A 14,589-nucleotide genomic window follows, 5' to 3' on the forward strand; every position below is an offset into this window, starting at 1 on the left:
AGTAAGGATTATGAACTACTGCCAGAGGTCAGTGAAGCCATGATTTATGGCGCTATGGTACGACTGATGCTCAGCCGTCTCGCCTCTTAATATCAACTTTATAAATCAGCTCTTAAACTAGATCGAGAATACGAACGCGGCGTCATCTTTCGACTGGGTAGAACAAAGGGCGTTATGGGGCCAGGGATGTATTGGATTATTCCCTGGATCGATCAAAAAATGCAGATCGATGTCCGCACAAAAACAGTGAATATCGAACCCCAAGAAACCGTTACAGCGGACAGCGTTACGATTAAAGTGAATGCTGTTCTGTATTACCGAATTCTTGACCCGTCAAAGGCGATCAATCGGGTTGAAGATTACAATATGGCGGTTTACCAAATCGCATTGACGACTTTACGGAATGTGGTTGGTCAAAATATCCTGGATGATGTCTTACAAAGCCGCGATAAAATTAACACCAAAGTCCAAGAAATAGTCGATGAAATCACAGAACCTTGGGGGATTGTGATTGAACGGGTGGAAATGAAAGACGTGGAAATTCCCCTAGCGATGCAACGGGCAATGGCAAAAGAAGCGGAAGCTATTCGAGAAAAACGAGCCAGGCTCATTAAAGCAGCGGCAGAACAGGAAGCTTCAATTAAGTTAGCTGAAGCTTCTCAAATGATTATGAAAAACCCCGCTGTATTGGAGTTGCGGCGTCTACAAATGCTGACAGAAATTGGGGCAGAAAATAACACGACGACAGTGATTATGATGCCATCCGATATCATGCAAGCGGCAAAGAATTTAACCGCAGGAATCTCAAATGGCAACCAATCCGAGGTACGTCCTTTTCAACCAGAGGTAATTTTTACCGAGAAGCCAGTTCAGGATGACGCCCTCTAAGCCCTGTCATTAGCTGCAAAGCAAAGGTCTTAACGGGACGAATTCGTCGCAGCATCCATAAACCTAAGCGGCGAATTGCCACGACTGGCAACCAATTATTAGAAAACATCCGATCGAGGAAATCGGTAAAACCTAAAATGGTCAGGTTTTCTTGTTTACGCCAGCGTTCGTAACGTTTAAGTACCTGTATATCCCCGATATCTTCACCTAAATTATGGGCAGATTTTAAAACTTGGGCGATCGCTGCTGCGTCCCGAATCCCCAAATTCATGCCTTGTCCCGCCACTGGATGGCAACAATGGGCAGCATCACCAATCAAGGCGAGTCGAGGAAGCGTGTAGCGATCGCTTTGCATCAATTGCACCGGGAAAACATAGCGATCGCCTTCTAGTTCTAGACGCCCCAACAGTCCAGCAGTGCGTCGTTCCAGTTCCGCCAAAAACTCTTTTTCGTCAATTTCCTTCAAAGCTTTCGCTTCTGTATGCGGGGCAGTCCAAACAACTTGGCAGCGGTTCCCCGGTAGCGGTAGAACCCCCATCGGGCCACTAGGCCAAAAGCGTTCGTAGGCGATATTCTGGTGGGGTTTTTCTGGTTTAATCGTTGCCACCACACAGGATTGCCAGTAATGCCATCCTTGGGTGCGGATACCAGCGGCTTCGCGGATGGGCGATCGCGCCCCATCCGCCGCTACCAGCAAGCGCGTTCTGATTTTGGATGTTTGCTTCCCCTGATCGCCCCCGCTGTTTGAGGGGGGATTGGGGGGGATCTCCGAGGCTTGAGAAGATTGAATTTTAGAGTGGGGGATCTCCCCTCTGACAGCAATTTCGATCTCTACCGCGTCAGCTTGATAGTCTGCACTTACCACTTCCGCCGGACACAACCAAGACACATTCGGGCAATCTCTCAAGCTATCCTGCAAAGCCGTCAGCAGCACCCGATGTTCCGCCCCATACCCTAGCCTTTCTGTCCCTAAATCTTGGGGAGAAAATTGCACGATGCCGGGGTAATCGGCGTCAGATAAGCGAATTTGTTGAAATGCATTGATTTGAGGCAGTATTTTATCCCAAACCCCCAAACCCTCGAAAATGCGCCCCGACATGAGGGATATGGCATAAGCGCGTCCGATGGCAACAGCAGCAGACTGGGGCGATCGCTCAATTAACGCTACCCGCAGCCCAGAATCTTTTAAGGCACAAGCGAGAGTTGCCCCAATAATTCCACCGCCCACAATCGCTAAGTCATAGTCAAAGCCTTGTGGAGCTGCCGATGTCTGCGGCGACGAAATTGTTTGAACGGTCTGTTCCAGCGCCATTGTTAACAAAATTAGTCAAAACAATAAGAATATTTACTATTGTGACGCGAACAGATGGAGCAATCAAGTTGAGAAGCGCGATGTCTAGTAAACAACCGAATCCCCAGGCTCTTTCCTTGCCCTTGGTGGCTGGGGATTCGGTTTTTGGACGCCAACAAGTATTGGGTTAGGGAGAGGACAACACACCGATGCTCTGGATGCAGTTTGGTAGAATAAAAAATTACCCCACTAATTGCAAAACAATTAGTGGGGGATGCATAACGAGGAAGCTTGCTAAAGGTTAGGCATCTGAAGAAGCTTCCTCTTTCTTATTAGCGGTCTCTAGAAGAGGTGTTTTGAAAATCGGTGCAATGTTTAAGACTGATTTCATACTCTCAAAGGGCACAACTTCAGACTACTTAGCACCCATTTCGATTACAGCACTGCGGGTGAAATTAATCCGCTCTTCAAAGTCCAGTTGCTTGATTTGAGCAACAAAATCGTTGGTTTCTTCGGGCAGTTGATAGTCAGAAGGCACCGTAATGATTTCACCTTTGTCCATGCCTTGTGCTAACCGGAGCCACACATCCAGCTTAGAGCTAGAACTTACAGCTTTATAGGCACGGCTAATATCAGTATCGGCTCGTGAAGCGATGTCGCGTTGCGCCTGTAGCTGTTCTTCCTTGGGCATTGCCAGGATTGCATGGTATAAGGCGGCAGCTTCTTCTTGGGCAGAAGTGGCATTTGCTGGTGTCAGTTGGTCTTTGATGTCGAGGTAGCCGAACCACAGGATGGCAAGCTGAGTATCTACATCAAAGCCCTGAAACTTTTGTAAGGCTTGTTTGCTGGTGTCGTTGGTAGTAAATGTCATTTATGAATCTCCGATTGTTTTGCTTTAATGACAGCTCAGAAAACTGAGCCGCTGAAACAAGTTCGTTTTGCCTCAATATTAAGATTTAATAAGCTGGCGACCGGAGATTAACCTCGCTTAAGACAGAGATAGCGATCGCGCCTGAAGACGGATGTAGAGACACGCGATCGCTCTTAAGGCAGGGAAAACAGAATTCCCATCAATTAGCCATTCACTAAACTCAGAGACATCAGCTCATCCGCCATCTCGAAGTTAGCGGTAACGTTTTGCACATCATCGAGTCCTTCTAGGGTGTCAATCAATTTGAGGAGCGATCGCGCCTGCTGTGAATCGCCAACTTCCACCGTATTATTAGGAATCCAGCGCAGTTCCACCTCGGTGACTTTAAAGCCTTTCTCCTTTAAGGTTCGCTCTAGGTTCTCCAAATTTGCCACAGAGGTAAACACGTCGGCTCCCTCCGTATCCTCCTCCTGTGTCAGTTCGTAGGACTCAGCACCCCCTTCCAGAGACGCCTCCAATAGCTCCTCTTCGTCAACCACTCCTTGCAGGATACAGACACCTTTCTGCTCAAACATCCACGAGACGCAGCCGGTTTCACCGAGATTACCGCCATTTTTGCTAAAAGCCGCTCTCAAATCAGCGGCAGTACGATTGCGATTATCGGTGAGCGCTTCCACCAAAATCGCCACGCCGCCGGAACCATAACCTTCGTAGCGAATTTCTTCTAGCTGAGCGCCATCTGCACCCCAAGTCCCTGCACCTTTCGCGATCGCTCGTTCAATATTCTCATTCGGAATCCCAGCCGCCTTCGCCTTATCAATCGCCGTGCGGAGTTGAAAATTACCTGCTGGGTCGGGTATACCACTGCGAGCTGCCACAATAATCGCGCGAGCTAGCTGGGTGAAGGTTTTGCCCTTCACTGCATCCACTCTCGCCTTCTGACGCTTAATATTTGCCCACTTACTATGTCCAGCCATAGACTGAAATTATTTATACGATCGTCCAAACATAGGATAAACAAAAATCAACCGTACTTCATACCAAGCCTATCCGCTTAGGAGGATGTCTGAAAAGTCATAATCGAGACGCTTAAACGGTAGAGATCCCCCTAAATCTCCCGATAAATTGGGGGCCTTTGAGAAACTTATTCCTTCTTTTTAAGGGGGACTGGGAGGATAAAATCAACTTTTGACACTTCTCAGACATCCTCTTAATCTTGTTTCTATACCCTGCGTAGCCAATAGCTAAAGCTTTACTTTAAATCAATCAAGCAGATGTTTTAGTTTAAGCAAGAAAATTATAAGTGTAAAAAATATTTGCAAAAACCAATTGTTTTTAAGCAAAAAGATGGCTTTTAGTCGCTGATGATGAGTATTTTAAAGCTGTTTCGGTTCAAAATTGGGCATTCAATTATGTCAGTTGGATTTAACGGGTCTAGTAATTTTTTCCAAAAACTGTGGAGTTTTTTGAGCCGGGGGTTGCTATTAAGCATTGTTCTGTTAGGATTGGCAGGATGTCAGCTACAGTCGGGGCGTTCGGAAGCCGCGGATGTCATCCGACTGACGTTGTGGCAAGGGGTGAATCCGCCGCCGAATCGGGATGTGTTGCAGTCGCTGGTGGACAAGTTCAATCAGGCGCATCCGAAGATTCAGGTGGAATCCCTTTATGTGGGACAAGCGGATCAGCAGTTACCGAAGATTTTGGCAGCGGTAGTGGGAAATGCGCCGCCGGATCTGTTGTGGTTTAACGCAACGCTGACGGGTCAGTTAGTAGAATTGGATGCGATCGCGCCTATGGAAAATTGGCTGGCGCAATCCCCCGTCCGCGACGAAATTGACCCCGCGTTGTTTGAATCAATGCAGTACGCGGGTCATACTTGGTCGGTGCCGTTTGGGACGAATAATGTCGGAGTTTTTTATCGTCCCAGTTTGTTTAAGGCAGCGGGAATCACCGAGTTGCCCAAAACTTGGGACGAATTGCGGCAAGTTGCTCGTACTTTAACCCGCGATACGAATGGCGACAAGCGCATCGACCAACACGGGATGTTTTTGCCTTTAGGAAAGGGAGAATTTGCTGTATTCCTCTGGTTGCCATTTATGTGGAGTGGTGGCGGTGAGTTGGGAAATACTCAAGGGCAAGAAGCCTCTGCGATCGCTTTAGCTAACAATCAAGGCGCGATCGCTGCTCTTCAATTTTGGCGCAATTTAATTGAAGATGGCTCAACCATTTTGTCTCTACCAGAAAGAGGCTATGAGACAGATAACTTCCTTGCTGGAAAGGTCGCAATGCAACTAACTGGCCCTTGGACGCTGGGGCAACTGAAAGCCACCGGCGTTGATTTTGGCGTTTTCCCTATCCCAGCGCAAAAAGAACAAGCTACGGCGACGGGGGGCGAGAATCTGTTTATTTTAAAAACAACCCCAGACCGAGAAAAAGCGGCATGGACGTTTGCTGAATATGTTGCGGGAGAGGAATTTCAGACCGAATGGGCACTCGGTACCGGCTACCTACCCGTAAATCTGAAGGCGCGGCAAAGTGCCAAATATCAAGCCTTTGTCGCCGAACAACCGGCGGTGAAAGTGTTTTTAGAGCAGGCAAAGTATGGGCGATCGCGTCCTATCTTCACGGGTTATAATCGGGTTTCCGAAAATGTCGGCAGAGCGCTGGAATCTGTCTTACTCGGCAAAAGTTCGCCCCAGGAAGCACTCAAAAACGCCCAGCAGCGGCTAGATTTGATTTTTAAGTAATTTAAACGCTTTCGGTACAGCAAATTTGTAAAGACGCCAAAGTATCCCCTCTTGGCAATCCGAAAGCGTTTCCCATTATTGACACTGGCTACAATCTAGCAGCACAGACGGCGGCTCCAATCAGTCCCACTCGCGGATTTAGCACAATATGCACCGGCATTCTTTCGAGTAACGGACTCACGCGACCTTTGTTCAGAAAGGCATGGAGGAAACTGCCTTCTTGAATCAACGGCAGAATTTTGGCGGCGATGCCACCAGCAACGTAAAGACCGCCATAAGGTAATAGTTTGATGGCAAGATTCCCGGCTTCGGCACCGTAAGCTTCCACGAAGATTTGCATCGTTTGTTCGCACAAGCGATCGCGCTTTTCCAAAGCAGCTTTACCAATAATCGCAGCGGGATCGATCGTCTTGTCTTTCTGCCCGATCTCTTGTTCCCAGTTTCTAATCATCTGCCCAATTTCTGACGATTCCTCAGCAATTTTCCGATCTCTTAGGAACTGGTAAATTGAGACGATGCCTAGACCGGAAACCACTCGCTCGACTGAAATTCGCTGAATATTGTGCTTATCGAGCAGATATTTCAATAGCTGAAATTCTAACTCCGAGCGAGGTGCAAAGTCAGCGTGTCCGCCTTCCGAGGGGAAAACTTTATGGGCGTTGGATGCTAAGCGGATTAAAAACCCTTGTCCTAAGCCGGTACCCGCACCAATCACGCCAATCGGGGCGTCTTCCTGATGCTTGCCAGCTTGCAAAGTGTACAAGTCTGATCCAGTTAAACCCAAGACACCATAGCCAACTGCGGCGAAATCGTTGATTAAACCAACCGCAGCGATTCCCAATTGTTGCTCCAGCCGTTTGCTATCAAGCGACCAAGATAGATTTGTCAGGATAGAGGTGTTGTTGACAACAGGACCCGCGATCGCAAAACACGCTTTTTCCGGTTTCGGTGTCTCGCCTAGTTCTCCAGCCGCCGCCGTCAAAAACTGCCGCACCATTGGCACCAAATCGGGAAAGTTGCCGCTGGGGAAAGTCGCCTCATGCAGAGTCTGCAATGATGCCCCAGAATCAGACGCTTCCACCAAGCGCAGAATTGTCTTAGTACCCCCGATATCCCCTGCTAGTAACAATCCCATAACCTTAATTAAACCGGATGACTTTTTCAGTTTGACTCAAGTGGGAGACATCCCCATTGAGTTCCATCACCCATTCTTCACCATCGCGCACCAGCTTAACCAAACAACACAGCGCGGCGTTTACTTCAGTTTCGGCTGTACCCCCCCGGATACCGAGAGTTGCACCCAGCACTGATGCACCGTGACCCACCAATAAGATATCTTCGGAAAACTCAGATGCAAGGCGTCTTGCGACTTCCCCAGAGCGTTCCATTACTTCTTCCCCAGTTTCGGGATAATTCGCGATTACGCGAGAAGTGTAACTGAGGTCAATTTGGGGAAATTGCTCGTGCAATGCTTCCATTGACAATCTTTCAGGCATCGCTGGCATCCAGTGAGGATTTAACCATTCGCTTAAGCCAGACTCAAGTTTGATGGGTAAATTCAGCACTTGTGCAACTTGGTGCGCCGTTTGTACCGTTCGCAGGAAGGGCGAGGCAAAAATATGGGCAATCTTTTCTCCCTTCAGGCGCTGCGCGAGTTGTTTGGCTTGTTCCACGCCGTCCTCAGACAGGGGTGGATCGTAGGGACGTTCGGCGGTTAAGAACCAGTCGGGGTTCACGAAGTCGAGGCGGTTGGCGTGTCTTGCAATCCAGACGGTTTGGGTCATGGGTTTAGGTGATAATGAGCAAAGAGCAAGCCGGATACGATTTCACCTAAAGGTCGCCGCCAATCAATTGTTGGAAGTGGCTGCTGGCTTCAGACGCGAACTGACAAGTCAGCGCTTCGCTATCGCTAGCTCGTCTTCTATAATCTAAAATCCAAAATGGTATAAGGCGATGGCGATCGCAGCCTCTTGAGCAAGCTGCCAATTTAATATACTCTGCAAAATCAATCTCAGTCGTTTCTCCCAAGTTTTCCAGGCGGAATAGACAGACCGGATTCTCCTCAAACTGCGATTACCAGGTTTTCTGGCACTTTGCGCCCAGAAAGTCATCCTTTTGCTTAAGAAAATCCCTATTTTTCGGCTTTTCGCTCTCGGACCTGGTGCAATAATGTAATACCGCGATCGCGTCCCTCACTGATGAGAGCAATTGCTCAATTGGAGTTGCTAACGCTTCGTAATACTTTTTCCTAGAGACCAAGGTGCCGCGAGCATCGTCCTACCCCCACCTATCAATGTCGCTGAGTGTCAGTAAGCATCTGCAAGATTTTTCTCATTTTGTTTCTCAAGATGCAATTATCCGATGGATTCGTGGGTACCCTTTTACTAGCTGATGTTGAAGGAAACGGCACAGGAACCCCCCTCTTGGGATAGACACAGCTCCTTTCAGAAAGGTTACAATAGTTTACAATTGCGATCGCTTTAAATTATCGCTCTGATTCAAGACTCAGCGCTATGAAAACTGCTCAGACCTCTACAGATACCGTCCGTGCTTACTTGCGAGAAATTGGGCGCGTTCCCCTGCTTACTCACGAGCAGGAAATCCTTTATGGAAAACAAGTACAGCGCTTAGCCACCTTGCAGGAAGTAAAAAATTCACTCTTGTTGCAGTTAGGACACGAGCCAACCGACGAGGCGTGGGCTTCTTCAACTGGGTTGTCAGAGAAAGAGTTACAGCAGGCGATCGCAGTGGGTGAAATCGCCAAGCGCAAGATGGTCGAAGCCAACTTGCGGCTCGTCGTCTCGGTTGCCAAAAAGTACATCAAACGTAACGTAGACCTCTTGGACTTGATCCAGGAAGGCACAATGGGAATGCAACGGGGCGTCGAAAAATTTGATCCCACCAAAGGCTACCGATTTTCCACTTATGCTTATTGGTGGATTCGGCAGGCGATTACTCGCGCGATCGCAGAAAAAGGACGCACCATTCGCCTCCCCATTCACATCACCGAAAAACTCAACAAAATTAAGAAAGCTCAGCGCCAACTTGCTCAAAACCTGGGACGAGCGGCTACCGTCGGCGAGCTCGCCGCCGAACTAGAATTGACCCCCAAGCAAGTTCGGGAGTACCTAGAACGGGCGCGTCAACCCCTTTCTTTGGATCTGCGTGTCGGAGATAATCAGGATACAGAACTGGTAGAACTACTGGAAGACACCGGCCCTTCCCCAGAAGACTTCGCAACTCAATCTTCCCTCCAAGTTGACTTAGAAAAACTAATGTCAGACTTAACGCCTCAACAACGCGAGGTATTAGCGCTGCGGTTTGGTTTAGCCGATGGACAAGCCATGACGCTGGCAAAAATTGGCGAACTTCTCAACATCAGTCGGGAACGAGTACGGCAAATCGAACGGGAAGCCCTCTCCAAGCTTCGCAAGCGCAAAGCCGATATGCGGGAATATATTGCGGCTAGCTAATTGAGGAGTCAGGACTGAGGAGTTAGGACTGAGGACTGAGGGCTGAGGACTGAGGAGTCAGGGATTAGGAGTCAGGGCTGAGGAGTTAGGGCTGAGGACTGAAGACTGAGTAGCCAGTTTTAAGTTTTGAGTATGAACTTTCTCAGCACTTAATAAAGGTAAAAGAATCCGCCGTTTAAAGTTCGGTTCTGCCCACTGTGACCCCGGAAGGAGCCTGCTAAATTAAGGGTATTAGAAGGATTTACAACTCTCGGAGCTAGTTTCCGAGGCGAGCGATAAAACAAGTATTGAGCAGCGATCTACCCTGGTACAAGGATTTGAGAGTAGCTGCCTCTAGAAAGTACGGAGAAACAAAGTGAACAACCCGTCAAATCGAGTCTCAGAGTTCTTTGAAGGTGAGTCGGAAGGCGGCAACTTGCTTTGGCAATACGTCCAATCCATGAGTCCAGAGACGATTACTCAGCTTTCCAAACCCGCGTCTCAGGAAGTATTTCAGGTGATGGAACGCAATATTGTTGGGCTGTTGGGGCACCTACCACCAGAACATTTTGGTGTAACGATCACCACCAATCGTGAAAACTTAGGGCGTATGCTGGCTTCGGCGATGATTAGCGGCTATTTCTTGCGGAACGCCGAACAAAGAATGACCTTTGAAAATGCCTTGACAGGTGCTACTGAAGTCAATGTATCTGATGCTGAATAGGCAAATTGAGCGGCATCAGCGCCAGTTCCGATGATTGTACTGCAATTGCAGCAACAAAGCGGCTCGGCAGACTGGGAAGTCAGTCTGCCGAGTTCTGCTATTTTGGAGTTTAGGCGATCGCTTCTAGCCTGGTACTCCCAAAACGGTCGAGACCTCCCCTGGCGTCACCACCCCGACCCCTACGCCATCTGGGTATCGGAAATCATGCTCCAGCAGACCCAGGTAAAAACAGTTATTCCTTACTACCAGCGGTGGTTAGCCCAATTTCCCACAATTGAAACCCTCGCCGCTGCTGACTTGCAGCAAGTCCTCAAAGCTTGGCAGGGACTCGGTTACTACGCCCGTGCCCGTAATCTGCACAAAGCCTCTCAGGAAATTATCCAAAGTCACAACGGAATTTTTCCTACCCACCTATCAGACGTTTTAGCTTTATCCGGGATTGGACGCACCACCGCCGGGGGCATCCTCAGCGCCGCCTTCAATCAACCCGTGGCGATTCTAGATGGCAACGTCAAGCGGGTTTTAGCGCGGCTGGTAGCATTGCCAATGCCACCAACAAAAGCAACAAAACCACTCTGGCAGCTCTCAGAGAGCCTCCTCGACCCCGAACAGCCCAGAGATTTTAATCAGGCGCTGATGGATTTGGGAGCCACTATCTGCACTCCCCACAACCCAGCCTGCAACAGATGTCCCTGGATGTCCCACTGTCGCGCATACAATTTGAATATTCAGTCAACTTTACCCATGCGCGAAACCTCTTCCCCCATCCCCCACAAAAACATCGGCGTTGCCGTTATCTGGAACGAGCAGAAAGAAATTCTCATCGATCGCAGACCCCAGAACGGTCTTCTGGGAGGTCTTTGGGAATTCCCTGGCGGCAAATTAGAGCCGGGTGAAACTGTCGAGGAATGCATTAAAAGAGAAATTCAGGAGGAATTGGGCATTGAAATTGAAGTGGGCAAACATCTCATCACCATTGACCACAGCTATACCCACTTCCGCGTCACCCTCAACGTCCATCACTGTCGCCACCTCACAGGCATTCCCCAACCGATCGAATCCGATGAAATCCGCTGGGTGACACTGGACGAAATCGATCAGTTTCCCTTTCCTAAAGCGAATATCCAAATTATCGATGCCCTGCGGCAGGCTTAGAATTTTCTAATTCGATTTACGAACCGCAAAAACGCAAAGGACGCAAAGGACGCAAAGAAAAGAGGGAATAGGGAAGAGTGCGATCGCACTCAATCTTTTTTATAAAATTTTTAGTATCATTCTGACTTCCAGACGACTTTACGCTGGCGGTAAGATTAAAGCCAAGGCACAATTTAGAATCTCTTTTTTATTAATGAGTTGTTCTAATTCTTCTGGCTCATAACGTCCTTCTTCTACCTCTAGGGAAGCCTCATCAATAGCATTCAAGTAGGCTTCTTCTAGGGTTTCAACCAACTCTTCTGGCGCTAGGTAGTGACCTCCTGCTTTACGACGCTTATTTTCCCTCTGAATTTCTCGAACAGAATTGCGAATCGAGACTTCCCAAGAACGAGTTGTGCGACTTTCAGCTTGCTGTTTAATTAGATGCAGTAGCAGAATCACTGCATAACTACGAATCGTCTTAACTATATCGTTTCGGCTCATTTCTTCGAGTTCTTCTACAATCGCTAACGATCCTTGGATGTCACCCTTTAGTAGCAATTCTTTAAGGTCTAATAGTTCTTCCATAACGGCTGATTTAATCCTCAGTTGTTTCTATTGAATTTTGAAGCGATCGCTCATCTGCATAGGAGTGGCAACGTTCCAGCTTTTTACGCACCTTAATGGTTCTTGGATGCTCTGTCCCTAAGCATCCCTCAAAAATCTCTAAGGATTGGTTGTAAAAGGTGTCAGCCTCATCATATCGCTCTTGAAATTCGCAGAGCTAAGCTAGGTGGTTGAGGGTTTTAGCTACATCAGGGTGCTTCTCTCCATACAGGCGTTTTCGCATTTCCAATGCTTGCTTGTATAACGGTTCGGCTTTCTCATCACCTTCAGAGGTAAATCAACCGAACTAAAGTCAAAGCGATCGCCCTCTTAACCCGCTTTCGTCGGGTTTCGTTTGTATAGCCACGATTTCTAATCGCCGGGGCTTCTGAGACCACCCAACCAACTTCGTACAATAAAGAAGCAACTCGCGCTAGCCATTCTTGATTGTGAAGCAAGCCTCAAGCGGTTCCGCCCCTAACTTTCAGCCTTGTCAGATTGTTTGTTTAGACCATGAAAATACTCGTCTGTACGCTGACGTGATACAAGTTGTCGATTCACGGCAGATATGCTGGGTGCGTCCTTTGATGCTTACTATCGTTTCAGACGATAATGCCAACGTGTTACCAACGCTGTACGATTTGCGTCAGGGTGCCGATTTAGTATGGCCTGTAACGTTGTTTCGACCAGCACTGGATACCGAGGTGATTCCCCTGTTAATGCAACTGGACGCCCCAGATGCGACAGCAGACGCCTCTGAGGCCCATCGGCAACTCAGTTGGTTTGTCCGCCAAGTTTGGCAAGCCAATCAGAGTGATTTTCAGGCTTCGTAGCGAATTTCAGCATCTCTGATGCGTTGAATCGCTTCCGGCATCCGTTCATCTGCCACGGTGAGAGCAATCCGAAAAAAGCTTTCCCCAGCAGCACCAGACCCGTTTCCAAGGGGCACGATCGGACCGCATTTCTCCAGTAACAGGGTGACAAATTCCGTTGAAGTATAACCTTTGGGGACGGGTACCTAAATATAGAGAATTGCTTTGGGAGGCTCAATAGGCCATCCTAAAGATTGCAATCCTTCGACGATGATATTACGACGGTTTTGGTAAACTGACATCACCGCTTGGCGTTCTTCTTCTGATGTTTCATAGGCAGCGATCGCTGCTCGTTGAATTGCCTTAAAAATGCCAGAATCTACATTGGTTTTAACTTGTCCCAGTCCCTTAATTTCGGTAGGATTCCCCACAACAAAACCAACCCACCCGGCGGTCATCTTGTAAGACTTAGATAAACTTTGAAATTCTATATTTAAGCCAGCGACACCCAAGCGGCGTTCCATCCAATCCGCAGCAGCTTTGCGGTATTCTTTAGTTCTCCGATCGGGGGGATAGTTATGAGTCGAAAGCTCGTTAATCGCCTCATGCATCGCCTGGACAATATGCGCTGGCGTCGGACGGTCTGGATCGCCAGCTCCACTGTTGATGATGTCCACCCTTTGGCGACCGTTTCATGCTGCTTGCGATTAATCTTGGCAAATAGGTAGGACGGGGTCTTTTCTAAACGTTTGGCAAACTGCACGACGATTTAACAACTGAAAAAAAGAGCAAGTGCAAACAATTAGACAGTTGACCGCCAGGTGAGTCAAACGGATGAGAGATTGGTTTAGAAAGATTCCAACGGCACAAGTATTGTCTCGTGCCATCGACTAAATCTGCCTTAAATTTTTAATGTCTTTCATGCACTTGGTACCAGTTGAATTCGACCGGCATCCATCTCTGACATGAGTAATTCCAGTGCCTCATAATCAACGTCAGAAATGTGACCCATTCTGGTCAATTCATAATTTATTTCGTTCTCTATATCTGGAGTTAATTTCTTAATATAGAGAGCTTTTTCTACCAGTTGACGAATCGCGTATGTAGTTCTCATAAAAACCGATAGAACTCCGCATTTAAAAATTATCGTTTGAATATATAGATGAACCAGTGATCTAAAACTAGACTGTAAAGTGATCTAAATCACTGTGAGGTTCGCCACAATTGCCGCTAATTTTTTAAATGATTTCCGACAACTCCATGAAGCTTCGGAGTTGATGCTTAATAGCAATAATATTATCGTTGATGAGTTTTAATCGTGTGAAGAATAGCTGCGGATGTCTGTTTAAAGACCTAAGCCCCTGCCTTGCAGAAATGCGCTTCGCATAGGATTATACAAAGAATACATCCGTCTTTGGTTAGATGCAGCGATTGTAAAAGATGGATAGAAGGATTTTCTTAATATAGAACTTATAGAAAGTCCGTATTAGAGAACACGTTCTCAGGCAATCTTATTGAAAACTTTATATAAAAGGAGGTAACTAATGAAGATTTAGCAAATTACCTAAAAGGGGGTAGGCAATATCATATTTACCGTTTATTGTCGAAGCTATTACACAAATTTTTGTTTAGAGTTGAAACAGGATATTGTCATGCAAAATACGCTAGTTCGCCCCAACGTTGCAGTTATTCGCCCCCAAGGTCATATCAATGCATCGAATGCGGTTGAGTTCCAAGGTCAACTGACAGCAGCTGTTTCTTCACCCGATCAATCCATTGTGCTAGTTGATATGGCGCAAGTAGAGTTCCTCGATAGTGCTGGCTTGATGGCGTTTGTTTCGGCTCACCGTTTAGCACACAGTCTAGGACGGCGGTTTAGCCTCTCTTCAGTGTCGCCCTCCATTCGGATGATTTTTGAACTGGCTCAACTTGACGGAGTCTTTGAAATTTTAGAAAGTCCTGCCGCCTTGGAAGCAAACATTGGAGTATAGGAACAAGGAAATACTTCTAAAGGAAAAACTGAGAGGTTGAGCGCTGTTGCTGAGTGCTAATCCTGAATTGGTG

At 47.6% G+C, this 14,589-nt stretch carries 13 protein-coding genes and 5 pseudogenes; 8 read left to right on the forward strand and 10 right to left on the reverse strand.

The genetic code is table 11. The features are described from left to right. Nucleotides 1–90: pseudogene (locus NC996_RS21485) on the forward strand (IS5/IS1182 family transposase); the annotation flags it as partial. A 21-nt stretch (nt 91–111) separates the two neighbouring features. Then, nucleotides 112–888 (forward strand): annotated as a pseudogene (locus NC996_RS21490) (slipin family protein); the annotation flags it as partial. Here the strand turns inward: NC996_RS21490 and NC996_RS21495 are convergent. The 3 genes from NC996_RS21495 to NC996_RS21505 form a co-directional block, all read right to left on the reverse strand. Continuing rightward, nucleotides 854–2,200 (reverse strand): FAD-dependent hydroxylase, encoded by a 1,347-nt coding sequence (locus tag NC996_RS21495; protein WP_190682841.1) that lies wholly within the window; start codon nt 2,198–2,200, stop codon nt 854–856. The pseudogene NC996_RS21490 and the gene NC996_RS21495 overlap by 35 nt on opposite strands. Nucleotides 2,201–2,594: 394 nt before the next feature. After that, nucleotides 2,595–3,050: an orange carotenoid protein N-terminal domain-containing protein gene (locus NC996_RS21500; RefSeq protein WP_190412172.1), complete on the reverse strand. Its 456-nt coding sequence runs from the start codon at nt 3,048–3,050 to the stop codon at nt 2,595–2,597. A 203-nt stretch (nt 3,051–3,253) separates the two neighbouring features. After that, nucleotides 3,254–4,027, reverse strand: a complete 774-nt coding sequence (locus tag NC996_RS21505; RefSeq protein WP_190429827.1) for a YebC/PmpR family DNA-binding transcriptional regulator — start codon at nt 4,025–4,027, stop codon at nt 3,254–3,256. A 435-nt stretch (nt 4,028–4,462) separates the two neighbouring features. Between NC996_RS21505 and NC996_RS21510 the strand changes: the two genes are divergently transcribed. Continuing rightward, nucleotides 4,463–5,797: an ABC transporter substrate-binding protein gene (locus NC996_RS21510; RefSeq protein WP_190682844.1), complete on the forward strand. Its 1,335-nt coding sequence runs from the start codon at nt 4,463–4,465 to the stop codon at nt 5,795–5,797. 88 nt (nt 5,798–5,885) lie between these two features. Here NC996_RS21510 and NC996_RS21515 read toward each other — a convergent pair whose 3' ends face one another. Together NC996_RS21515 and NC996_RS21520 are read right to left on the reverse strand one after the other, a co-directional pair. Further along, the gene (locus tag NC996_RS21515; protein WP_190682847.1) at nt 5,886–6,932 is read right to left on the reverse strand and encodes a glucokinase; all 1,047 of its coding nucleotides are present in this window, start codon (nt 6,930–6,932) and stop codon (nt 5,886–5,888) included. Nucleotides 6,933–6,936: 4 nt separating this feature from the next. Beyond that, nucleotides 6,937–7,581: a histidine phosphatase family protein gene (locus NC996_RS21520; protein ID WP_190412168.1), complete on the reverse strand. Its 645-nt coding sequence runs from the start codon at nt 7,579–7,581 to the stop codon at nt 6,937–6,939. A gap of 729 nt (nt 7,582–8,310) precedes the next feature. Here NC996_RS21520 and NC996_RS21525 point away from each other — a divergent pair. From NC996_RS21525 to mutY, 3 genes are all read left to right on the forward strand, one after another. Continuing rightward, nucleotides 8,311–9,270: an RNA polymerase sigma factor, RpoD/SigA family gene (locus NC996_RS21525; RefSeq protein WP_190412167.1), complete on the forward strand. Its 960-nt coding sequence runs from the start codon at nt 8,311–8,313 to the stop codon at nt 9,268–9,270. A gap of 355 nt (nt 9,271–9,625) precedes the next feature. After that, nucleotides 9,626–9,973, forward strand: a complete 348-nt coding sequence (locus NC996_RS21530; protein WP_190412166.1) for a DUF760 domain-containing protein — start codon at nt 9,626–9,628, stop codon at nt 9,971–9,973. Nucleotides 9,974–10,003: 30 nt separating this feature from the next. Next, entirely contained in the window at nt 10,004–11,128 is a 1,125-nt protein-coding gene (gene mutY / locus NC996_RS21535) for an A/G-specific adenine glycosylase (protein WP_190682850.1), read from the forward strand. A gap of 138 nt (nt 11,129–11,266) precedes the next feature. Here mutY and NC996_RS21540 read toward each other — a convergent pair whose 3' ends face one another. The 3 genes and pseudogenes from NC996_RS21540 to NC996_RS21550 form a co-directional block, all read right to left on the reverse strand. Next, complete coding sequence (locus tag NC996_RS21540; protein WP_190682853.1) at nt 11,267–11,695, reverse strand: DUF29 family protein; 429 nt, start codon at nt 11,693–11,695, stop codon at nt 11,267–11,269. Between the two features lie 10 nt (nt 11,696–11,705). Further along, a pseudogene (locus tag NC996_RS21545) lies at nt 11,706–11,873 on the reverse strand (tetratricopeptide repeat protein); the annotation flags it as partial. 18 nt (nt 11,874–11,891) lie between these two features. Continuing rightward, a pseudogene (locus NC996_RS21550) lies at nt 11,892–11,984 on the reverse strand (tetratricopeptide repeat protein); the annotation flags it as partial. Nucleotides 11,985–12,162: 178 nt separating this feature from the next. On the opposite strand from NC996_RS21550, the gene NC996_RS21555 reads away from it, so the two are divergent. Further along, the gene (locus NC996_RS21555; protein ID WP_190412162.1) at nt 12,163–12,546 is read left to right on the forward strand and encodes a hypothetical protein; all 384 of its coding nucleotides are present in this window, start codon (nt 12,163–12,165) and stop codon (nt 12,544–12,546) included. Here NC996_RS21555 and NC996_RS21560 read toward each other — a convergent pair. Further along, nucleotides 12,534–13,288 (reverse strand): annotated as a pseudogene (locus NC996_RS21560) (aminotransferase class I/II-fold pyridoxal phosphate-dependent enzyme). The gene NC996_RS21555 and the pseudogene NC996_RS21560 overlap by 13 nt on opposite strands. A gap of 156 nt (nt 13,289–13,444) precedes the next feature. Continuing rightward, nucleotides 13,445–13,639 (reverse strand): hypothetical protein, encoded by a 195-nt coding sequence (locus tag NC996_RS21565; RefSeq protein WP_190412161.1) that lies wholly within the window; start codon nt 13,637–13,639, stop codon nt 13,445–13,447. 538 nt (nt 13,640–14,177) lie between these two features. Here NC996_RS21565 and NC996_RS21570 point away from each other — a divergent pair. Beyond that, a complete protein-coding gene (locus NC996_RS21570; protein ID WP_190429570.1) occupies nt 14,178–14,516 on the forward strand; it encodes an STAS domain-containing protein in 339 nt (112 codons plus the stop codon). Nucleotides 14,517–14,589: the final 73 nt, after the last annotated feature.

This window comes from Trichocoleus sp. ST-U2, from assembly GCF_039961875.1.
Lineage (GTDB): Bacteria > Cyanobacteriota > Cyanobacteriia > Cyanobacteriales > FACHB-T130 > FACHB-T130.